The sequence below is a fragment of the Bradyrhizobium neotropicale genome (genome assembly GCF_001641695.1).
Lineage (GTDB): Bacteria > Pseudomonadota > Alphaproteobacteria > Rhizobiales > Xanthobacteraceae > Bradyrhizobium > Bradyrhizobium neotropicale.
In genome coordinates this window covers 53,221-72,657 of the sequence record NZ_LSEF01000121.1, presented here as the reverse complement: position 1 = coordinate 72,657, position 19,437 = coordinate 53,221, and the positions used below count along the sequence as shown (strand labels likewise).

Below are 19,437 nucleotides of genomic sequence, written 5' to 3'. Positions count from 1 at the left end.
AGGAGTTGGACAATGGGTCTCGCTCAATACGCCGTCGTGCCGATCCAGGATGAATGGGGCGTGCTGCACGACGGCAACGTCAACGGCAAATACGCAACCAAGGAATCCGCGTTCGAATCAGCGGTGGCAGCTGCCTCGCTGGCGCTTCGCCAGGGACACGAGGTTCACGTCAGCGTGCCCGGCCGCGAAATAGGCGAGAACGCGCTCGGCAGCTAGTGCGCCGAGATGTGCAGTAGGAGGCCGTGATGACCAAGCCCCGCGAGCCGAATGGCGTCGAGCCGGCCCGGTCCGAAGAGGACATTCAGCGGGACCAGCTCGGTCCGCGTGGCGTGCCCGGTGCGCCGGATCCCGCCAAGATGACCCCGCAGCGGGACAAGAAGACGCCCAGGCACATCGATCCCGGCCACACCTCCTGAGCGGTCCCGAAGGAGACATCGCTCGGCGGACCCGGTCTGCGGCTAACGCCGCGGTGCCATTCGGAACCGATATATTCCTGTTCGCCGAGTCTGCGGTTAGACATGCCTCATAGGCGTGATCTGCACCTTTGGGGCGGGCGACTGGCGGAATGCGGTTCTTGAAATCTGACGGCGGGCTCATCGGCGTCCTGCCGGTGCTCGCGATCACCCAACTCATCGGATGGGGAACGATAGGCCTTCCCGCGATCGTGGGCCGCGATCTCGCAGCCGATCTCGGCATGAGCCTGCCGACAGTCTTCTCCGGCACATCGGTCCTTTATGTCGCGATGGGGCTCTGTGCCCCCTGGCTCGCCAAGTCCTTTGCGCGGCACGGTGCGCGAAAGGTGATGATGGCCGGAACGGTCGTCGCAGCGCCCGGCTTCGTCTTGCTGTCCTTTGCGCGCGAGCCGATGCTCTATTTCGCGGCCTGGATCGTCCTCGGCATGGCAGGCAGTGCTACGCTGTCCACCGGCACCTACATCATGCTGAACGAGGTCGCCGGACGGCAGGCCAAGAGCGCCATCGGCGCGCTCATGCTGGTGACGGGATTGTCCAGCAGCATCTTCTGGCCGACCACCTCGTTTCTGAGCGGCCTCGTCGGCTGGCGCGGGACGTGCCTCGTCTACGCCGCGATGTTGATCCTCGTTTCGCTGCCGCTCTATGCTTTCGCGGCCCCGCGCCGGAGCGTCGCGAAGGACAACGGCGGTGAGCCGACGCAAGGCGTCGATGCGCCTGCGATTCCCCGCAGCACCTTCGGCCTCGTCGTCGCCGCGATCACGCTCAACGCCTTCGTCAATTTCGGCCTGAGCGCCGTTCTCATCGAGCTCCTTCGGGCGGAGGGGCTGGCGCCGGCGCAAGCCATTGCCTTCGGTTCGATGCTCGGCGTGATCCAGGTCAGCGCCCGCGGGCTCGATTTCCTCGGAGGAGGACGATGGGACGGGATCACGACCGGGCTCGTCGCAGGCACGGCGCTCCCGGTGGCGATGCTGCTGCTGATGGTGAGCGAGGGGGCGACCTGGGCGGTGGCGATCTTCATCCTGCTTTACGGCGCCGGCAGCGGCGCGATGGCGGTGGCGCGGGCAACGATCCCGCTCGTGTTCTACGACCAGGCCGAGTTCGCCAAGGCGATGTCGATGATCGCGCTGCCGCTCAATCTCGCCTCCGCCATCTCTCCGCCCGTGCTTGTCAGCTTGCTCACCCAGTTCGGCAGCCGCGGCGCGCTCGGTCTCACCTTTGCCTGTTCCTGTGCAACGGTGCTGATCCTTGTCCTGCTCAGTCGCCGGCGCCCGAGCATGGCTGCGGCAGCCGCGATCTGACGCACAGGCACGATATTCGCGGCGCGGAAATTCGGCGCCGCGAGAGCCGCTTCGGCTGCCGGGCTGGGGATGGTCGTATGCCGCCAGTGCAGTGCTCGGGACGCAAAAATGGTGTATCCGCAGAGAGTGCGGCCAGGGTTTCAGCTGCCGCGCCAAGATCAGTTCCCGGAGGAAACCTACATGTCGGCCTTGCCGCTTTCAGGCATCAAGATCCTTGATCTCACGCGCGTGCTCGCCGGGCCTTTGTCGGCCCAGATGCTGGGCGATCTCGGTGCGGAGGTCATCAAGATCGAGCGGCCGGGCACCGGCGATGACGCGCGCGCCTTCGGCCCGCCTTACCTGACCGACCCCGAGGGCAAGGCGAACAACAACAATTCGTTCTACCTCTGTGCCAACCGCAACAAGAAGTCAGTCACCGTCAACATCGCCAAGCCCGAAGGGCAGGAGATCATCCGGCAGCTTGCAAAGGACGTCGACGTCTTCATGGAGAACTACAAGGTCGGCGATCTCAAGCGCTACGGCCTCGACTACGAGACGATCAAGGCGATCAATCCCCGCATCATCTATTGCTCGGTGACCGGCTTCGGTCAGACCGGGCCCTACGCGCCGCGCGCGGGCTATGACGCTATCCTGCAGGCGATGGGCGGCCTGATGAGCGTCACCGGTCACATCGACGGCGAGCCTGGCGAGGGCCCGATGAAGGTCGGCCCGTCGATCGTCGACTACATGACCGGCATGAACACCTCGATCGGACTTCTCTCGGCGCTCTACCATCGCGACGCCAATGGCGGGGAAGGACAACACATCGACGTCTGCCTGTTCGATACCGTCATCGCATCGTTGTCGCACTGGCTGCAGATCTACCTCGTCAACGGCAAGACACCGCCGCGCCGCGGCACTTGGGGCAATGGTGGCATGCCGGCCGGTGTGTTCCGCTGCACCGATGGCGAACTGATGCTGGTGGTCGGCAATGACGGCCAGTTCCAGCGCACCTGCGCCGTGCTCGGCGAGCCCGAACTCGCGAGCGACAAGCGCTTCATCAAGAACAACGACCGCGTCGTGCACGGCAAGGAGATCATGGCGATCTTCGCTGGCCTGTTTCTGACGAAGCCGGTGGCCTATTGGCTGGAGAAGCTGGAGGAGGCCGGCGTGCCGTCAGGTCCGATCAACAATTTCGAGCAGGTGTTTAGCGATCCGCACGTGCAGTCGCGTGGCATGCGGGTGAAGGTCAACCATCCCTTCGAGCCCGATCTTTCGCTGATCCGCAACGCGCTGACCTTCTCGGAGACCCCAATCACGGACTACCGCGCGCCGCCGCTGCTCGGCGAGCACACCCAGGAGGTGCTCGGCGGCAAGCTCGGCTATGATGCCGGCAAGATCGAGGCGCTGAAAAAGCAGGGCATCATCTAGCGGCTCTCTTTTGCCCTCTCCCTCTGTGGGAAAGGGTGGCTCGCCGCATAGCGGCGAGACGGGTGAGGGGTCTGCTTCCGAAAATGAGATCGTGGTGAGAACCCCTCATCCGGCGCTCCGCGCCACCTTCGCCCACAAGGGCGAGGGGAAGGGGACCTGCGAAAACTACGGACAAGGGGCAACATCGCATGACCACCGGCAAGACCATCATCACCTGCGCGATCACCGGCAATCTCACAAAGCCCGAGCAGTCGCCATACCTGCCGATCACGCCCGAGCAGATCGCGACATCCGCGCTGGAAGCAGCCGAAGCCGGCGCTGCCATCGCTCACATCCACGTGCGCGATCCCGCGACGGGCCGTCCCTCGATGTCGATCGATCTCTATCGCGAGGTGATGGAGAAGATCCGCGCCCGCAACAAGAGCCTCATCATCAATCTCACGACCGGCCCGGGCGGCCGCTTTGTTCCGTCGATCGAGGATCCCCGCGTCGCTGGCCCCGGCACCACGCTGCTTCAGCCCGAAAAGCGTGTCGAGCATATCGAGCTCTTGAAGCCCGACATCTGCACGCTCGACCTCAACACCATGAACTCCGGCGGCGAAGTCGTGATCAACACCCCGCGGAACGTCCGTATCATGGCCGAGCGCATGAAGGCGGCCGGCGTGTTGCCGGAGATCGAGCTGTTCGATTCCGGCGATTGCCACCTCGCGCGCGACCTCTTTGCCGACGGGACGCTGAAGGGGCCGGGCCTGTTCTCGCTCGTGCTTGGGGTGAAGTACGGCTTCTCCGCAACGCCCGAGACGATGTTCTACGCCCGCGGCCTGCTACCGCCGGGCGCGATCTGGTCCGGTTTCGGCATCGGCCGCGCCGAGTTCCCGATGGTCGCGCAAGCTTACCTACTCGGCGGCCACGTCCGCGTCGGCATGGAGGACAATCTTTATATGTCGAAGGGCGTGCTGGCGAAGACCAACGCGGAACTGGTCACACATGCGGCAGGCATCTTGAAAAGCCTCGGTGCCTCCATTGCGACCGCACAGGATGCGCGGGCGCTACTCGGGCTTGCGTGAGGCTTGCCGGCAATCCCCAGATGAATCCGGTCCGTAGTCGACCCGGCTTCCACTTTTCGCCAGACTCTGATTCGATCTTGTCGTCTCTCGCATCAACGTTCGGGGGGAAGTCACGAATGTCCTACACGATCGGGTTCCAGGCCAAGAACCAGAAGGCGGTCCTCGCGACGGAGGCAGCCACGGCCAATCAGGCGGTCGCCGTTATCGCGGCGCTACAGAACAGCGCCAACGCCATCGAGTTCATCCGCTCGCCGCAGGAAGGCGACATGGGCATCGAGATGCTGCTGCTGCTCGCAAAGGAAGAGGCCGAGGAGATGCCGCAGCGGGTATAGCCCAGCGCGCGACCACAGTTCGAGCTCAAGCGAAGCATGCCGGGTGCATGACGACGTAGCCTGTTGCCATCTCGCTTGAACCGAGGGTGGCCGCCCATGAAACGCGAAGCGCTCCGCGTCGAACCGATCTCGACCTATCTCGATCGCTGGAAGGCGCCGGCCTCGCCCGTCACGCGCGCCGGCAACATGATCTTCGTCTCCGGCCTGCCGCCGTTCGACCCCGAGACGGGCGAGATCGCATCCGTTCCGATCGAGCGGCAGAGCGAATTGATCCTGGAGCAGATGAAGATGTGCCTTCAGACGGCAGGCGCCTCGCTCGACAACGTCATGAAGTGCAACGTCTACTGCACCTCGGCCCAACACTTCGCCGTCTTCAACGCGATCTATGCGCGCTACTTCCCGGAGCAGCCGCCGGCGCGGATCTTCGTCTGTATCCCCGAATGGACCGGGCCGTTCGACATCGAGATCGACTGCATCGCGATGGTCTGAGGTTTTAGCGCGCGTCGCGTGCGAGCGCGCGCGCCGGGGCCTTCATCTCCACCTTGCCGGCGGTCAATGCCATCGTTGCCACGCTGACCACACGCGCGATCACGTCCTCGACGTCGTCGAGATCGCATTTGCCCTCCGACAGTTTCGTCAGCCGCTCGCTCTCTCGGATGGTGTGGTGTGCCATCGCGAGCGCAAAATTCAGGCCCCAGTAGATTTCGACGTCGCTGCGGTCGGGAAGGGACCTGCGCATCGCGCCGACGAATTTCCGCAGATGGTCGATCTCGCGGTTCTTGATACGGCGGATCGGCGGCACGGATTCGATCGAGGCGCGGATCATGAAGCGCGCCGCGGTCGAGCGCTGGTTCTCAGGGCCAAGGCAGCCGCGCAGCGTCGGGCCGACGAGTGCGTGCAAGATCACCTCGATCGGTGCGATGCCGCCGCCTTGCTCTTCCGCCGCCTTCAGCTCGCGCAAGCGCTCGCGGTTGGTCGCGATCGAGCGCGTCACGAACAACTCCGCGATCAGTTCGTCCTTCGAGCCGAAATGATAGTTCACCGCAGCTAGGTTGACATTGGCGTCCGCGACGATGTCGCGCAGCGTGACGTCGCCGAAGCCGCGATCGGCATAGAGCCGTTCGGCGGCGGCGAGAATGGCGGTCCTTGTGTGATCGCTGGCCATGGTTGCCCTCGCAGGAGGGAGTTGCAATTCAAACAGTTGTATGAAACTATCGTTTGAAGGCCGGGAAAAGTCAATCCGCTTGATGGAATTGGGCCGCGCTCGCGGCGATGGTTCCGCGCCTCGCATCTGCAACTTGCCGAATGGCTTGCGGGGCGCGCGCGACGGGAGGACAGTCCGGCGCAAAACCGCTTTGCAAAGCAAAATCGCTTGGCAAACAAAGACGAGGAGCGTCCCATGGATTTCGATCTGTCGCCCAAGCAGAAGGAATGGCTCGATCGCGTGCAGTCGTTCATGACCAAGCACGTGCGCCCGGCGGTTCCGATCTACAACGAGCAGGATCACAGCGGCGAGCGCTGGAAGGTGATCCCGATCCTTGAGGATTTGAAGAAGAAGGCGAAGGCCGAGGGTCTGTGGAACATGTTCATGCCGCCGTCCGAGCATGAGGACGACGAATTCCGCGGCGCGGGATTGACCAATCTTGAATACGCGCTGCTGTCGGAGCAGATGGGCCACATCTCCTGGGCCTCCGAAGTGTTCAACTGTTCCGCGCCCGACACCGGCAACATGGAAGTGTTCATCCGCTACGGCACCAAGGAGCAGAAGCGGAAATGGCTGCGCCCGCTGATGGACGGCGAGATCCGCTCCGCGTTCCTGATGACGGAACCCGCGGTCGCTTCGTCCGACGCCACCAACATCGAGACCCGCATCGAGCGCGACGGCGATCATTATGTCATCAACGGCCGCAAATGGTGGTCGTCGGGCGTCGGCGATCCCCGCTGCAAGATCGCGATTCTGATGGGCAAGACCGATCCGAAGGCCGCAAAGCATCAGCAGCAGTCGCAGATCCTGGTTCCGCTCGACACGCCCGGCATCAAGGTCGAGAAGATGCTGCCCGTGTTCGGCTTCGATGACGCGCCGCATGGCCACGCCCAGGTGCTGCTCGAGAACGTCCGCGTTCCCGCGTCCAACATCCTGCTCGGCGAAGGCCGCGGCTTCGAGATCGCGCAGGGCCGCCTGGGACCTGGCCGCATCCATCACTGCATGCGCACCATCGGCAAGGCCGAGGAGGCGCTGGAGAAGATGGTGAAGCGGCTGACATCGCGCACCGCCTTCGGCAAGAAGATCGTCGAGCACTCCGTGTGGGAGCAGCGCATCGGCGAGGCCCGTACCAACATCGAGATGACGCGTCTGCTCTGCCTCAAGGCGGCCGACATGATGGACAAGGTCGGCAACAAGACCGCGCAGGCCGAGATCGCGATGATCAAGGTCGCAGCCCCCAATATGGCGCTGAAGATCATCGACGAGGCGATTCAGGCCTTTGGCGGCGCCGGCGTCTCTGACGAGGCCGGGCTTGCCAAGGACTATGCCGGCATCCGCACGCTGCGGCTCGCCGATGGTCCGGATGAGGTGCACAATCGCGCCATTGCCAGACTTGAAATCCGGAAGTATGCAAACTCTCCCGGTCATTAAGAGCGTTTTCCAGCGAAGTGGACACCGGTTCGCGCTAAGAAAACGCGTCAAAACAAGAATCTAGAGATTCCGTTCCGATTTGTCGGAACGGAATCTCTGGGAGGGAGAGCTCCTTTGGCGCTCCCGACTTGAAGATACGACAGGGCATGATCCGCTTCGGTGACCGCTTGACGCAAGTGCGTCAGGCGTGACCGGGTAGCATGCACCGAGTGAAGAGGGAGCGTCATCGTGGCTGACGGCGTCAGGAAAGACGAGGAGTTCTCGGGCACCAAGCCGGTCGAGGAGCGGCATCGTTTCGACGAGCTGCGCCTGGATGCCTGGATGCGCGACAACGTCGAAGGCTATGAGGGCCCGCTGGTCGTCCTGCAGTTCAAGGGCGGCCAGTCCAACCCGACCTATCGGCTGAACACGCCGAACCGGTCCTACGTGATGCGCCGCAAGCCGTTCGGCAAATTGCTGCCGTCGGCGCACGCGGTCGACCGCGAATACCGGGTGATTGCAGCGCTCGGCAAGCAGGGCTTTCCGGTCGCGCACGCCTATGCGCTCTGTCAGGACGACAGCATCATTGGCGCCGCCTTCTACATCATGTCGATGGAGGAGGGCCGCGTGTTCTGGGATCCGGCTCTTCCCAGCCAGGACCCCGATGCGCGGCGCAAGATTTTCACCAGCAAGATCGAGACGCTGGCGAAGCTCCACATGTTCGATCCCAACGCGATCGGCCTTAGCGACTTCGGCAAGCCCGGCAATTATTTCGCGCGCCAGATCGACCGCTGGACCAAGCAGTACCGGGCGTCCGAGACCCAGCACATTCCGGAGTTCGAGAAGGTCGCCGAATGGCTGCCGAAGACCGTGCCGGAACAGGCGCGCGTCTCGATCGTCCATGGCGACTATCGCCTCGACAACATGATTTTCCACGCGACGGAACCTCGCGTGCAGGCCGTACTGGACTGGGAGCTGTCGACGCTCGGCGATCCCATGGCCGACTTCACCTATCTGTTGATGCAGTGGATCATGCCGGGCCTGCATGGCGTCGACCTGAAGGCGCTCAACATCCCGAGCCTGGAAGAAGCGGCGCAGATCTACTGCAACGTCACCAAGATGAACGTGCCGGATCTCAACTGGTACTTCTCCTACAATCTGTTCCGGCTCGCGGGGATCACCCAGGGTATCGCCGGCCGCATCCGCGACGGCACCGCCGCCAACGCCAAGGCCCTCGAATCCGCCAAGCGCACCGTGCCGCTGTCGAAGGCCTCATGGGAATACGCGCAGAAGGCGGGCGCGGTTTAGGGAATGCAAAGGCGCGGCCGGTTGGGCCGCGCTTTTTTGTTACGCGCCTCTCGTGTCCCGGACGCGGTGCAGCACGAAGTGCTGCTCCGCAGAGCCGGGACCCAGTCACGTCGCCAGGGAATTCAGCTCATCAGTCAGATCGCGCCAATCAGGATTGAGCTCTTCAATCAGCTAGAGCTTCCAGGCGCGCCGCCAACGCTTAAGCGAATGTTCGCGCGCCCGAGCTTCAAGGACCGAGTCGAAGGTCTCTAAATAGACGAGCAACGTGACGTCGTACTGCCGCGTGAAGCCGGGTATGAGTTTGGCCTTGTGCTCCGCCATTCTGCGAGGAAGGTCGTTGGTGACGCCGACATAAAGCGTTCCATTTCGCTTGCTCGCGAGGATGTAAACGAAGAAAGGCATGTCCATGCAACCGGCGTTGACGAACGTCACGACCTAGGATTGCATATTTGGGCGGTGCCGCCAATCCCTCTGGGTCCCGGCTCTGCGGCGCGTCACTTCGTGCCGCACCGCGTCCGGGACACGCGATACTGCATACACCAAGGCTTCGTAGGTCGGGCACGGCTCGTTGTGCCATCTGACGGTCTAATCTGGCCAACGCAGAAGCGCCGCTTCGCGCGCTATAAGGTTTTGACAAGGGCTGGTTGCAAGGTCGCGCGCCCAAGCTTGGGCTTCGTCGATCTTGGGCCGCAAATCGGCCCGTGCCTGTGCCTGCCAGTGGATTCGATCGTGGCCGAGCGGGAGTGCATCGGTTTCCGAGTCAATTCCGACAAACGGCAGAATGTCGGCGTCGTCTTCGAGTTTCGCTTTGAACCGACACCCCGCGATGATGCGCGCCCCCTCGATCGCAGAAGCCTTTCCGGACAACACGCGCTTTGCCGTTTCAAGAATTTGCCAGCGCGCTCCAATAATTTCGGATTGGTTCCAACTCATCGGAGTTTTACGCGACGCCCTCAGCGCACTTTGCGATTAGCCTATCCACGAACCCCGCACACTTCTCCAGCTCCGCCATCTCCACGAACTCGTCCGGCGTATGCGCCTGTGCGATCGAGCCTGGGCCGATCACCACTGACGGCACGTCGGCCATGCTGACGAACAGGCCGGCCTCGGTGCCGAAGGCGACCTTGGCGTGGTCGTTGCGGCCCGCGAGGCTCTTGGCTAGCGTGACGATCGCGGCGTCAGCGCTGGTGTCGAGCGCGGGGTAGTCGAGGATCTCCTCGAAATCGATGCCGCACTCCGGATGCGCCTTCTTCATCGCTGGCTCGAGTTCGGCTCTCGCCCAGGCAATGATCGCGTCCGTCACCTGCTTGGACTCGGTGATGCCGATGCCGCGGCATTCGAACTCGACCGTGCAGTGATCCGGCACGATGTTGAGCGCGGCGCCGCCGTGCGCGATGCTGGTGAGCAGCGTGGTGTGCGGGACGTCGTAGAGATCGTCGCGCGCACCATCGCTCGCAAGCTTTACCGCGCGGCGGCGGATTTCGGTGATCAGCTCGGCTGCGTATTCGATCGCGTTGACGCCGTCCGGCGCGATCGAGGAGTGACGCGCAAGGCCGCGGAAGGTGGCGCGCACGCCGTGCTTGCCCTTGTGGCCGATGATCACCTGCATCTGCGTCGGTTCGCCGACGAAGCAGCCAAGCGGCTTGACCTTCTTCTTGGCGACCCCGCCGAGCATCGGCCGCACGCCGACGCAGCCGATCTCCTCGTCGTAGGAGATCGCAAGATGGATCGGTGTTGTCAGCTTGGCTTCCAGCATCTCCGGCACCATGGCAAGGCACACCGCGACAAATCCCTTCATGTCGGTGGTGCCGCGGCCGTAGAGCCTGCCATCGCGCTCGACCAGCTTGAACGGATCGTGGCTCCAGTCCTGGCCCACGACAGGGACCACGTCGGTGTGTCCGGACAGCACGAGGCCGGGGCGATCGGCGGGGCCGATCGTGACCCACAGCGAGGCTTTCTGCCCGGTGTCATCGACGATCCGCTCGAAGCTGACGCCGAGGGCCGCAAGGTAGCTCTCGATATGTGCGATCAGGGGCAGGTTGGAACGATCGCTGACGGTGTCGAAGGCGACGAGGTCGGCGAGGAGTTTGCGGATTCGGACGGGTCTTGGGCTTTGCATCATCAATTCACGGAACGGGAGGAGGTTTGCCGGCAGCGCGCAGCATAACAACAGCTTGTCCTGACGGGCAAATGTCAGCGCCTGGCCCTGGTCCCAGCGAGCTGTTCCACCGCGGAAAGATCGCGCGGCAAGATCTGCTTGAACAACGCGAGGGACCGACGGCCTTCCGGAGGCGGCAGGGTGATCGCATGACGTACCGCGGCTGCGATCAGCACCATGGTCAGTTGCGAGAACGAGGTGAGGGTGGCAATCGGTACCTTCGGCGCGATCCGCTGTAGTGCGTCGCCGACCAGGCCGGCGAGATAGGCGACATCCTCCTCGTCGATCTTCTGCACGATCGGATCGGCTTGCGTCGCCTCCACCATCGTCCGCAATAACATCTCCCTGTGGTTATGGGTCCTTGCTTTCGCCTGGACGACATCGGAGATGTTGCGGCGTGGTGCCGGACGTCGGGTGCATGAATGGCCGGGTCGAGTCCGGCCATCATCGATGCGGAGAACGCCCGTGTTAGACCGGCTTGCCCGTATACGGCATCGATGCCGTGAGGCCGCCGTCGACAGGAAACGCCTGCCCATTCACGTACGACGCTTCGTCGCTGGCCAGGAACAGGCCCATCGCCGCGAGTTCGTGCGGCTGGCCGGGGCGCTTCAGGGGATTGAGCTGGCCGATCTTGTCGGAGGTGCCGCGCTCCTTGGCGCGGTCGAAGATCGGTTTCGTCATCCCGGTTTCGATCAGGCCGGGGCACACCGCATTGATGCGCACGCCGGTGCCGGTGAGCGAATAGGCGGTGGTCTGCACCAGGCTGATCACGCCAGCCTTGCTCGCGGCGTACGGATGTCCGCTCGCGCCGGCCTTCAGGCCCGCAACCGAAGCGGTCAGCACGATCGCGCCGGACTGCTGCTTCACCATGTGCGGCATCGCGTACTTCACCGCGAGGAACGGTCCGATCAGGTTGACGCGCAGGATCTCCTGCCAGTGCTCCACCGTCTGCTCGGCCAGCGGAACGAGTCCGCCGGAGACGCCGGCATTGGCCCAGATCACGTCGAGCCGGCCATGCGTCTTCACCGCCTTGTCGATGACGGCGATGACGTCCGTCTCGGAGCCCGCATCCGCGATCATCGCTTCGGCGGTGCCGCCGGCTTTCCTGATCTCCTCGACGGTGTCCTTCACCGCCTCGGTGCGATCGACCGCGATCAGTTTTGCGCCTTCCCTGGTGAACAGCAGTGCAGCCGCGCGTCCGATGCCGCTGCCGGCGCCAGTGATGATGACGGATTTGCCTTGCAGGCGGCCCATGCGCTTCTCCCTTGTGCTTCGCGCGCGACGCCTGCCGCGCGACGGAATTTCAAACAGAATTTCAAACGGCCAAGAAGTCTTAAAACGGCAAAGTGTCTTGAGACACGTTCGCCACTCACGTACAGCGACATCACACGGGATGGAAGGGTTTCGATGATGTCCGACTCCGGCAAGTCCAAAGTGGTCACGACGCGGTGGTGGTGGGTCCGTCATGCGCCGGTGCGCAACGACGGCGGCAACATTTACGGGCAGAGCGACATCGCCTGCGACACCAGCGATACTTATGTGTTCGAGGCGGTCGCAAAGGTGCTGCCGCGCGATGCGGTCTGGTATTCGAGCAATCTGATGCGCACGCATCAGACCGCAGAGGCGATCTGGGCGGCCGGCTTTCCCAAGCCTGCGAACATGCCATGGGAGGCGGATTTCGCCGAACAGCATCTCGGTCGATGGCAGGGCATGAACCGCGCGGCGTTCGTCGCGAGCCGGCCCGCCGGAACGAGCTGGTTCGCCGACATCAACGAGCCGGCGCCGGGCGGTGAAAGTTTCATGGACCTTTACAACCGCACCTGTCGCGCGATCGATCGGATCAATCGTGAGCACGCGGGCCAGGACGTGATCGCGGTCGGCCATGGCGGTACCATCAAGGCGGCCGTGGGGCTCGCGCTCGGTGGTCTGCCGGAGCAGGGGCTCGCGTTCGACATCGACAACGTGTCAGTGACACGGCTCGATCATTACGCGACCGCGGAGCGGGTCGTCTGGCGCCTGCCGATGGTGAACCAGCAGCCATGGATCGCGGACCCTGCGCACGCCGCCATGCATCAGCCGGCGGGACCGGAAGTCAAGAAGCTCGCCTGACGCCGTTGTCGGCGCGCGCGAGCGCGGCATAAGCTTTGAGCCAATCAAATCGCACTCTGGGAGAGAAACATGACCTTGTTCGACATGAAGGGAAAAGTCGCCGTCATCACCGGCTCGACGCGCGGCATCGGGCTCGCGATCGCCGAGCGCATGGCCGAGCACGGCGCCAAGGTCGTGATCTCCTCGCGCAAGGCCGATGTCTGCGATGAGGTGGCGAAGGGCATCAACCACAAATTCGGGAAGCATACCGCCGTCGCGATCGCCGCGAACATCTCCTCGAAGGAGAACCTGCAAAACCTCGTCGACGAAAGCAATCGCGCCTTCGGCAAGATCGACGTGCTGGTCTGCAACGCGGCCTCGAACCCGTATTACGGTCCGCTCGCGGGCATCTCCGACGATCAGTTCCGCAAGATCCTCGACAACAACATCGTCGCCAACAACTGGCTGATCTCGATGGTGGTGCCGCAGATGATCGAGCGCAAGGATGGTTCGGTCATCATCGTGTCCTCGATCGGCGGCCTGAAGGGCTCGACCATCCTCGGCGCCTACGCGATCTCGAAGGCCGCCGACATGCAGCTCGCCCGCAACTTGGCTTGCGAATACGGCATGCACAACATCCGCGTGAACTGCATCGCGCCCGGCCTGATCAAGACCGACTTCGCGAAGGCACTGTGGGACAATCCGGAGAACCTGAAGGCCTCGACCTCGCGCTCGCCGCTGCTGCGCATCGGCATCCCCGACGAAATCGCCGGCGCCGCGGTGTTCCTGGGATCGAAGGCCGGCGACTTCATGACCGGCCAGACCATGGTGATCGACGGCGGCGCGACGATCAGTTGACGCGGTCGGGATGCCCCGGTCAAGCCGGGGCATGACAGCGAATGTGGGGACGCGGTGTTGCCTCAATCCACCGCCGCGTACACCAGATTCCGCACCAGCGTGCGCGTGTAGTCGCGCTGGCCCGGGCCCTGGCTCATGAACACCGCGAACAGATCCTCCCTCGGGTCGATCCAGAAGAACGTTCCCGCAATGCCGCTCCAGAAATACTGGCCGACGCTGCCGGGGAACGGCGCGATGCCGGCGTCCCTTCGCACCGCGAAGCCGAGGCCAAAACCATGGCCAGGGGAGAGCAGGGTGCCGTTGGCCGGAACGCCGGGGCCGAGATGATCCGAAGCCATCAGCTCCAGCGTCTTGCGGCCGATGATCCTGTTGCCGTCGAGCGTGCCGCCGTTGCGCAGCATCATGCAGAAGCGGGCATAGTCCATCGTGGTCGACACGAGCCCGCCGCCACCGGACTCCATCGCTGGCTGTTCCAGCATGTTGAAGAGCGCGACCTTGTCGCCGGTCCAGGGATCGGCCGGGAACGCCTCGGCGAGCCGGCCGGCATTGGCCTCATTGGTCGAGAACCCCGTTTCGGCCATCTGAAGCGGCGCAAGGATGCGGTCGGCGAGGTACGCGCCGAGCGACTTGCTGCTGATGACCTCGATGATGCGGCCGAGGATGTCGGTGGAGCGGCTGTAGTTGAACTCCGCGCCGGGATGACAGACGAGGGGAAAGCTTGCGACGAGGGTCGCGTGCTCGGCGTTGGTGATCTTGCGGCTGCGCACCCGTGAGTCCTGGTAGATCTTGTGCACGGGACCGTCGCCCTGGTGCTCATACGTCAGACCCGACGTGTGACGGAGCAGGTCCTGCACCGTCATCGCCCGCCGCGCCGAAACCAGTTCCAGCTTGCCGCCGTCGACGACGCCGACCTTCTGGTCGGCGAACTCCGGAATGAATTTTGCGACGGGGTCGCTAAGGAGGAGGTGCCCATCCTCGATCAGTGCCATCACGCCGACGGACACGATCGGCTTGGTCATCGAGAACAGGCGGAAGATCGAATCATGAGCCATCGGTGCGGAGCCGGCCGGGCTCTGCCGTCCCAGTGCCTCGAACCAGCCGACCTTGCCGCGCCGCGCGACCAGCACGGTGATGCCGGGCACGGTTCCCTTGTCGATCTCGCGCTTGAAGGCGTCCGACATCGCCTGCAGGCGGGGACGCGACAGGCCCAGCGTTTCCGGCTTCGCCTCGGGCAAAGGCGGCGCTTTCGGTGTGATCGCGGCGTGAGAAGCGGTTTGGGCAGTCATAGGCACTCCCGGTTGCTCTTTATTGTCGGGAATGAACTGTTGCCCAGAAGCCGCGGCACAAACAAGCGAAGCCAGCGCGCTTCTCCCTTGCAATCCGGCTGCCCCCTGTGCTTGAAAGCGCACCTGACCTCGCGGCGACGCGGGTTCGTAGGAGTGTAGCTCAATTGGTAGAGCACCGGTCTCCAAAACCGGGGGTCGCAGGTTCGAGCCCTGCCACTCCTGCCAGCGATTTCAAGCACTCACAGCCTTGCAGCGGAAAGATGCGGCAGGATTAGTCGCAGATGAGTCGCCGCGTGCAACTCACTAAAACCTGCTACATCGAACTCGCTCGTCGTGCACCATGCGGTACTCGATGGGACGCTGCACGACGGTTGCCGCCCAGATCAGCGCGCCGAGCCAACCGAAGAAGGTCCAGCCGAAGAACAGGTTGAGCAGGAAGATCGCCAGCGTATTGTGATGGCCGCGCAGCAGGGCGATGATCGCCGGGAAGAAATAGGCGGCGATCAGAATGCCGATCGCCATCAGGCCGGCCACCGCGTCGGCGCCATCCGACGGCGTTGCGGCAAGAGCGGGGTGCGCAACGAGCGTCACTGCGAGCGCGGCAGTCCAAGTTAGCAGTCTCATGGTAGTCCTCGCGGGGAGCAGATCGGGTAATCATTGCAGACCGGGCTTCTTGACCGGCGTCATCTCGAGTTCACGCCCATCCCTTGGTGTCACCCTTCCAACGGCCGGTTCGAAGCTCGGATCGTGCTTCATTCCGGCCGGATAAGTCCTTGATCCTGATTGGCTCTCGCGCGCAGGGCTGGAGAGCGGCGCTTGCCGGGGAGGGCTTGCCCACACCTTGACCTTTGGCCCCATCCGCAGTATCTACCCGACACCTGCAGCCGGCCCGTTAGACGCGGATTTCCGGCGCGGCTTTAAATCCCGAACACGCGAGCCCGGTTTCCGGCTCATCCTTCACGCGAGGGTTGGGCCAAAGGCGGCTGTTCGGATCCCTGAAATCTTTTCTCGTCTCACGACGGACTTTGGACATCAAACGATGGCAGTCAGCCCGTTCAAGTTCTTGCAGGAAGTGCGCTCGGAGACCGCCAAGGTCACCTGGCCGACCCGCCGCGAGACGACGATCACCACGATCATGGTGTTCGTCATGGTCGCCCTGGCCTCGATCTTCTTCTTCGCCGCCGACCAGATCATCCGTTATCTCGTCACCCTTCTTTTGGGCATTCACTGATGGCAACAGCCACCGCAATTCAATCGTCCGACAAGCGTTGGTACATCGTCCACGCCTATTCGAACTTCGAGAAGAAAGTCGCCGAATCCATTCGCGAGCAGGCCAAGCAGCGCGGGCTCGAGGAACTGTTCGAGCAGGTCCTGGTTCCGATCGAGAAGGTCACGGAAGTGCGCCGCGGCCGCAAGATCGATGCCGAGCGCAAGTTCTTCCCGGGCTATGTGCTGGTGAAGATGAAGCTGACCGACGAGGCGTTCCATCTGATCAAGAACACGCCCAAGGTCACCGGCTTCCTCGGCGCGGAAAACAAGCCGATGCCGATCTCGGAATCGGAGGCGATGCGGATCCTGAACCAGATGCAGGAGGGCGTGGAACGTCCGAAGGCGTCGGTGTCGTTCGAGATCGGCGAGAATGTGCGCGTGGCCGACGGCCCGTTCGCCTCGTTCTCGGGTGTGGTCGAGGAAATCGACGAGGCGCGCTCGCGCGTGAAGGTCGCGGTGTCGATCTTCGGCCGCGCCACGCCGGTGGAACTGGAATTCGGTCAGGTCGAGAAGGTCTGACCGGGTAACGCGTGAAGCCACAGGTTTCGCGCGAAGAGAGGCCGTGGGAGGGAGAGGGCGGTCGCCAGCCGCATCCGACCCAGACCACGAACCTGAAACCGCCGGCAATATGCCGGCACAACAGGAGTGATACATGGCAAAGAAAGTGACCGGATACCTGAAGCTTCAGGTCCCGGCCGGTGCGGCGAATCCTTCGCCCCCGATCGGTCCCGCGCTCGGTCAGCGCGGTCTCAACATCATGGAGTTCTGCAAGGCGTTCAACGCCCAGACCCAGAAGGAAGAGAAGAACACCCCGATCCCGGTGATCATCACCATTTATGCGGACCGTTCCTTCACCTTCGAGATGAAGACGCCGCCGATGTCCTTCTTCCTCAAGCAGGCTGCAAAAATCCAGTCCGGCTCGAAGGCGCCGGGCCGTGACAAGGCCGGCAAGGTGACCAAAGCGCAGGTGCGCGAGATCGCCGAGAAGAAGATGAAGGATCTCAATTGCGACACCATCGAGTCGGCCATGAAGATGGTCGAGGGCTCCGCCCGCTCGATGGGTCTGGAAGTTGCGGGGTAAGCGGTCATGGCAATCGGAAAGCGTTTGAACAAAGCCCGCGAAGGCGTTGACCGCGAAAAGCTTTATCCGCTCGCGGACGCCATCAAGATGGTCAAGGAACGCGCCAAGGCGAAGTTCGACGAGACCATCGAGGTCGCGATCAATCTCGGCGTCGATCCACGTCACGCCGACCAGATGGTCCGCGGCGTCGTGACCCTGCCGAACGGCACCGGTCGTACCCTCCGCGTCGGCGTGTTCGCCCGCGGCGCCAAGGCCGATGAGGCCAAGGCTGCTGGTGCCGACGTCGTCGGCGCCGAGGATCTGGTCGAGAAGGTGCAGAACGGCACGATCGACTTCGACCGCTGTATCGCCACTCCCGACATGATGCCGCTGGTCGGCCGTCTCGGTAAGGTGCTCGGCCCGCGCGGCCTGATGCCGAACCCGAAGATCGGCACCGTGACCATGGACGTCACCGGTGCGGTGAAGGGTGCCAAGGGCGGCTCGGTCGAGTTCCGCGTCGAGAAGGCCGGCATCGTGCAGGCCGGTGTCGGCAAGGCCTCGTTCTCCGAGGACAAGCTGGTCGAGAACGTCAAGGCGCTCGCGGACGCGGTTGCCAAGGCGAAGCCCGCCGGCTCCAAGGGCACCTACATCCAGCGTGTTGCGGTGTCCTCGACCATGGGCCCCGGCGTGAAGGTCGAGCCGGGCACCATCCTCGGCTAAAGGCTCTGCGGGAATAAAGAGATGAGGCGAGGGGCGGAATTGGGCAACCGAATCCGCCCCTTCCGTTTGTGAGGCGAGGCTCAACGGAAACAAGAACAATGGCTGACAAGGTCCTGATCTACTCGCGCTTCCCCAAAACGATGATGGCGCGCTTCGCCGAGCGGTTCGAGCTGCTCGACACTGGCGGCAAGCCGGCGCAGGAGATGTTTTCGGGTGGCGAGCTCGCAGGCGTCCGCGCGCTCCTCACCGCCGGCGGCTCGCCGCTCGGGGCGGAGGCGATGGACCTGCTGCCGAAGCTCGGGGCGATCGTCTGCTATGGCACCGGCTATGACGGTGTTGATCTGAAGGCCGCCGCGGCCCGCAACATCGCGGTCGGCCACAGCCCGGGCGCGAATGCGGCCTCGGTCGCCGACATCGCGATGACCCTGATGCTGGCGACGACCCGGCGGATCCTGGTCGCCGATCAATATGTCCGCAGCGGCGGCTGGGCCGCGTCAAGGCAGTCGCCTATGATGCGGCCGCAGGCGGGCCTGCCCGGCCGCCGCATCGGCGTCTATGGCATGGGCGAGATCGGCCGCAAGATTGCAGCACGCTGCGCCGCGTTCGAGGCCGAGGTCGGCTATTTCAGCCGCACCCAACACGATCTGCCCTATCAATATTTCCCGTCGCTGGAGGCACTCGCCGAGTGGTGCAGCGTGCTGATGATTGCGGTCCGTGCCGGCGTCGAGACCCAACATGTCGTCAACGCGGACATTCTCAAGCGCCTCGGGGAGGACGGCTATGTCGTCAACATCTCCCGCGGCTCGGTGATCGACGAGGCGGCCCTCGTTGCGGCCTTGACCGACAAGTCCCTCGCGGGGGCCGGCCTCGACGTCTACGACAAGGAACCGCACGCGCCCGACGCGCTGACGGCGCTGCCGAACGTCGTGCTGTCGCCCCATATCGGCGGCCACACCCTGGACTCCCACGTCGCGATGCAGAACTGCGTGCTGGCGAACCTGACGGCGTTTTTCGAGGGACGGCCACTGCCGCATGCGGTCAAAACGGCCTGAATCGGTCCTTTCGGGTCGCGTCAAGCGTCCCGTGCAATGGATTGGAACTGGTGTGAATTTTGCTCTTGGCAAGCAGGTCAAGAGCGGTTAAAGAACCATCTCCGGACGTGCTGGCGAGTTGCTGGCGCGTCCGTGCACGCATTCCGAAAACCCGACGCGTTAGGAGATCATTCCTTTTCAGGACGTCCGTAAGGATTTGCCGGAAAAGGAAGGGAAACCCTTCGGTTGGTGGATGCGAGCAGAGGTCAGGCGGTTCGCCGGCTGGCCTTGTCCTGTCCAAGACTGCAGGCGCCTGCGGGGAATTTAGATTTCCCAACGGCTTAATCGCATGGCCTGCATAGACGGGTGAAGACCGGATTTCACTTCGCATCCAGCTTTTGGGCAGATGTGGAATGGGTTTGGTTCGGACCTCGACACGCCGTGGGCTCTATCGGGCTCCCGGAG

The 19,437-nt window shown here is 63.5% G+C and carries 23 protein-coding genes, 1 tRNA gene and 1 pseudogene; 17 read left to right on the top strand and 8 right to left on the bottom strand.

The genetic code is table 11. From position 1 onward, the window contains the following. Positions 1–12 precede the first annotated feature (12 nt). The 7 genes from AXW67_RS38495 to AXW67_RS38470 all read left to right on the top strand — a co-directional run bounded on the left by AXW67_RS38495 (position 13) and on the right by AXW67_RS38470 (position 5,069). Entirely contained in the window at positions 13–216 is a 204-nt protein-coding gene (locus AXW67_RS38495; RefSeq protein WP_027554122.1) for a hypothetical protein, read from the top strand. Between the two features lie 29 nt (positions 217–245). Next, complete coding sequence (locus AXW67_RS43415) at positions 246–416, top strand: hypothetical protein (protein WP_198024761.1); 171 nt, start codon at positions 246–248, stop codon at positions 414–416. 149 nt (positions 417–565) lie between these two features. Continuing rightward, entirely contained in the window at positions 566–1,771 is a 1,206-nt protein-coding gene (locus AXW67_RS38490) for an MFS transporter (RefSeq protein ID WP_063682081.1), read from the top strand. Between the two features lie 180 nt (positions 1,772–1,951). Continuing rightward, positions 1,952–3,181 (top strand): CaiB/BaiF CoA transferase family protein, encoded by a 1,230-nt coding sequence (locus AXW67_RS38485; protein ID WP_063682080.1) that lies wholly within the window; start codon positions 1,952–1,954, stop codon positions 3,179–3,181. A 188-nt stretch (positions 3,182–3,369) separates the two neighbouring features. Beyond that, positions 3,370–4,248: a beta-keto acid cleavage family enzyme gene (locus tag AXW67_RS38480; RefSeq protein ID WP_063682079.1), complete on the top strand. Its 879-nt coding sequence runs from the start codon at positions 3,370–3,372 to the stop codon at positions 4,246–4,248. Positions 4,249–4,364: 116 nt separating this feature from the next. Continuing rightward, positions 4,365–4,580 (top strand): hypothetical protein, encoded by a 216-nt coding sequence (locus AXW67_RS38475; protein WP_063682078.1) that lies wholly within the window; start codon positions 4,365–4,367, stop codon positions 4,578–4,580. A 96-nt stretch (positions 4,581–4,676) separates the two neighbouring features. Next, complete coding sequence (locus AXW67_RS38470; RefSeq protein WP_063682077.1) at positions 4,677–5,069, top strand: RidA family protein; 393 nt, start codon at positions 4,677–4,679, stop codon at positions 5,067–5,069. A gap of 4 nt (positions 5,070–5,073) precedes the next feature. Here AXW67_RS38470 and AXW67_RS38465 read toward each other — a convergent pair whose 3' ends face one another. Next, positions 5,074–5,745, bottom strand: coding sequence for a TetR/AcrR family transcriptional regulator (locus AXW67_RS38465; protein ID WP_063682076.1), 672 nt, complete (start codon positions 5,743–5,745; stop codon positions 5,074–5,076). A 234-nt stretch (positions 5,746–5,979) separates the two neighbouring features. On the opposite strand from AXW67_RS38465, the gene AXW67_RS38460 reads away from it, so the two are divergent. Both AXW67_RS38460 and AXW67_RS38455 read left to right on the top strand, forming a co-directional pair. Next, the gene (locus tag AXW67_RS38460) at positions 5,980–7,215 is read left to right on the top strand and encodes an acyl-CoA dehydrogenase family protein (protein ID WP_063682075.1); all 1,236 of its coding nucleotides are present in this window, start codon (positions 5,980–5,982) and stop codon (positions 7,213–7,215) included. Between the two features lie 228 nt (positions 7,216–7,443). Then, on the top strand, positions 7,444–8,502 hold the full coding sequence (locus AXW67_RS38455) for a phosphotransferase family protein (protein ID WP_063682074.1): 1,059 nt from the start codon (positions 7,444–7,446) through the stop codon (positions 8,500–8,502). A 174-nt stretch (positions 8,503–8,676) separates the two neighbouring features. On the opposite strand, the pseudogene AXW67_RS38450 reads toward AXW67_RS38455, so the two are convergent. The 5 genes and pseudogenes from AXW67_RS38450 to AXW67_RS38430 all read right to left on the bottom strand — a co-directional run. Next, a pseudogene (locus AXW67_RS38450) lies at positions 8,677–8,910 on the bottom strand (GIY-YIG nuclease family protein); the annotation flags it as partial. Between the two features lie 177 nt (positions 8,911–9,087). Continuing rightward, complete coding sequence (locus tag AXW67_RS38445; protein WP_063682073.1) at positions 9,088–9,435, bottom strand: hypothetical protein; 348 nt, start codon at positions 9,433–9,435, stop codon at positions 9,088–9,090. A 7-nt stretch (positions 9,436–9,442) separates the two neighbouring features. Next, a complete protein-coding gene (argE, locus tag AXW67_RS38440) occupies positions 9,443–10,621 on the bottom strand; it encodes an acetylornithine deacetylase (RefSeq protein WP_063682108.1) in 1,179 nt (392 codons plus the stop codon). A 74-nt stretch (positions 10,622–10,695) separates the two neighbouring features. Next, positions 10,696–10,986: a hypothetical protein gene (locus AXW67_RS38435; protein ID WP_063682072.1), complete on the bottom strand. Its 291-nt coding sequence runs from the start codon at positions 10,984–10,986 to the stop codon at positions 10,696–10,698. A 142-nt stretch (positions 10,987–11,128) separates the two neighbouring features. Then, on the bottom strand, positions 11,129–11,914 hold the full coding sequence (locus AXW67_RS38430) for an SDR family NAD(P)-dependent oxidoreductase (protein ID WP_063682071.1): 786 nt from the start codon (positions 11,912–11,914) through the stop codon (positions 11,129–11,131). A 153-nt stretch (positions 11,915–12,067) separates the two neighbouring features. On the opposite strand from AXW67_RS38430, the gene AXW67_RS38425 reads away from it, so the two are divergent. Together AXW67_RS38425 and AXW67_RS38420 are read left to right on the top strand one after the other, a co-directional pair. After that, positions 12,068–12,769 (top strand): histidine phosphatase family protein, encoded by a 702-nt coding sequence (locus tag AXW67_RS38425; RefSeq protein ID WP_371260851.1) that lies wholly within the window; start codon positions 12,068–12,070, stop codon positions 12,767–12,769. A 69-nt stretch (positions 12,770–12,838) separates the two neighbouring features. Next, entirely contained in the window at positions 12,839–13,606 is a 768-nt protein-coding gene (locus AXW67_RS38420) for an SDR family NAD(P)-dependent oxidoreductase (protein ID WP_063682070.1), read from the top strand. Between the two features lie 62 nt (positions 13,607–13,668). Here AXW67_RS38420 and AXW67_RS38415 read toward each other — a convergent pair whose 3' ends face one another. Next, positions 13,669–14,892, bottom strand: coding sequence for a serine hydrolase domain-containing protein (locus AXW67_RS38415; RefSeq protein ID WP_063682069.1), 1,224 nt, complete (start codon positions 14,890–14,892; stop codon positions 13,669–13,671). A 149-nt stretch (positions 14,893–15,041) separates the two neighbouring features. On the opposite strand from AXW67_RS38415, the gene AXW67_RS38410 reads away from it, so the two are divergent. Next, positions 15,042–15,117, top strand: a tRNA-Trp gene (locus AXW67_RS38410). A gap of 78 nt (positions 15,118–15,195) precedes the next feature. Here the strand turns inward: AXW67_RS38410 and AXW67_RS38405 are convergent. Next, positions 15,196–15,516 (bottom strand): superinfection immunity protein, encoded by a 321-nt coding sequence (locus AXW67_RS38405; protein WP_245315860.1) that lies wholly within the window; start codon positions 15,514–15,516, stop codon positions 15,196–15,198. 415 nt (positions 15,517–15,931) lie between these two features. Between AXW67_RS38405 and secE the strand changes: the two genes are divergently transcribed. The 5 genes from secE to AXW67_RS38380 all read left to right on the top strand — a co-directional run bounded on the left by secE (position 15,932) and on the right by AXW67_RS38380 (position 18,993). Then, positions 15,932–16,123, top strand: coding sequence for a preprotein translocase subunit SecE (secE, locus tag AXW67_RS38400; protein WP_027520978.1), 192 nt, complete (start codon positions 15,932–15,934; stop codon positions 16,121–16,123). Next, entirely contained in the window at positions 16,123–16,680 is a 558-nt protein-coding gene (nusG, locus tag AXW67_RS38395; RefSeq protein ID WP_051310775.1) for a transcription termination/antitermination protein NusG, read from the top strand. The genes secE and nusG overlap by 1 nt, the downstream gene beginning before the upstream one ends. A gap of 133 nt (positions 16,681–16,813) precedes the next feature. Next, positions 16,814–17,242, top strand: coding sequence for a 50S ribosomal protein L11 (gene rplK / locus AXW67_RS38390; RefSeq protein WP_027554142.1), 429 nt, complete (start codon positions 16,814–16,816; stop codon positions 17,240–17,242). Positions 17,243–17,248: 6 nt separating this feature from the next. Continuing rightward, positions 17,249–17,941, top strand: a complete 693-nt coding sequence (gene rplA, locus AXW67_RS38385; protein WP_035685698.1) for a 50S ribosomal protein L1 — start codon at positions 17,249–17,251, stop codon at positions 17,939–17,941. A 98-nt stretch (positions 17,942–18,039) separates the two neighbouring features. Further along, positions 18,040–18,993, top strand: a complete 954-nt coding sequence (locus tag AXW67_RS38380; RefSeq protein ID WP_063682068.1) for a 2-hydroxyacid dehydrogenase — start codon at positions 18,040–18,042, stop codon at positions 18,991–18,993. Positions 18,994–19,437: the final 444 nt, after the last annotated feature.

Coding starts and splice junctions, on each gene's coding strand:
- AXW67_RS38495 (WP_027554122.1), top strand. CDS start 13: ATGGGTCTCGCTCAATACGCCGTCGTGCCGATCCAGGATGAATGGGGC.
- AXW67_RS43415 (WP_198024761.1), top strand. CDS start 246: ATGACCAAGCCCCGCGAGCCGAATGGCGTCGAGCCGGCCCGGTCCGAA.
- AXW67_RS38490 (WP_063682081.1), top strand. CDS start 566: ATGCGGTTCTTGAAATCTGACGGCGGGCTCATCGGCGTCCTGCCGGTG.
- AXW67_RS38485 (WP_063682080.1), top strand. CDS start 1,952: ATGTCGGCCTTGCCGCTTTCAGGCATCAAGATCCTTGATCTCACGCGC.
- AXW67_RS38480 (WP_063682079.1), top strand. CDS start 3,370: ATGACCACCGGCAAGACCATCATCACCTGCGCGATCACCGGCAATCTC.
- AXW67_RS38475 (WP_063682078.1), top strand. CDS start 4,365: ATGTCCTACACGATCGGGTTCCAGGCCAAGAACCAGAAGGCGGTCCTC.
- AXW67_RS38470 (WP_063682077.1), top strand. CDS start 4,677: ATGAAACGCGAAGCGCTCCGCGTCGAACCGATCTCGACCTATCTCGAT.
- AXW67_RS38465 (WP_063682076.1), bottom strand. CDS start 5,745: ATGGCCAGCGATCACACAAGGACCGCCATTCTCGCCGCCGCCGAACGG.
- AXW67_RS38460 (WP_063682075.1), top strand. CDS start 5,980: ATGGATTTCGATCTGTCGCCCAAGCAGAAGGAATGGCTCGATCGCGTG.
- AXW67_RS38445 (WP_063682073.1), bottom strand. CDS start 9,435: ATGAGTTGGAACCAATCCGAAATTATTGGAGCGCGCTGGCAAATTCTT.
- argE (WP_063682108.1), bottom strand. CDS start 10,621: ATGCAAAGCCCAAGACCCGTCCGAATCCGCAAACTCCTCGCCGACCTC.
- AXW67_RS38435 (WP_063682072.1), bottom strand. CDS start 10,986: ATGGTGGAGGCGACGCAAGCCGATCCGATCGTGCAGAAGATCGACGAG.
- AXW67_RS38430 (WP_063682071.1), bottom strand. CDS start 11,914: ATGGGCCGCCTGCAAGGCAAATCCGTCATCATCACTGGCGCCGGCAGC.
- AXW67_RS38425 (WP_371260851.1), top strand. CDS start 12,068: ATGATGTCCGACTCCGGCAAGTCCAAAGTGGTCACGACGCGGTGGTGG.
- AXW67_RS38420 (WP_063682070.1), top strand. CDS start 12,839: ATGACCTTGTTCGACATGAAGGGAAAAGTCGCCGTCATCACCGGCTCG.
- AXW67_RS38415 (WP_063682069.1), bottom strand. CDS start 14,892: ATGACTGCCCAAACCGCTTCTCACGCCGCGATCACACCGAAAGCGCCG.
- AXW67_RS38405 (WP_245315860.1), bottom strand. CDS start 15,516: ATGAGACTGCTAACTTGGACTGCCGCGCTCGCAGTGACGCTCGTTGCG.
- secE (WP_027520978.1), top strand. CDS start 15,932: ATGGCAGTCAGCCCGTTCAAGTTCTTGCAGGAAGTGCGCTCGGAGACC.
- nusG (WP_051310775.1), top strand. CDS start 16,123: ATGGCAACAGCCACCGCAATTCAATCGTCCGACAAGCGTTGGTACATC.
- rplK (WP_027554142.1), top strand. CDS start 16,814: ATGGCAAAGAAAGTGACCGGATACCTGAAGCTTCAGGTCCCGGCCGGT.
- rplA (WP_035685698.1), top strand. CDS start 17,249: ATGGCAATCGGAAAGCGTTTGAACAAAGCCCGCGAAGGCGTTGACCGC.
- AXW67_RS38380 (WP_063682068.1), top strand. CDS start 18,040: ATGGCTGACAAGGTCCTGATCTACTCGCGCTTCCCCAAAACGATGATG.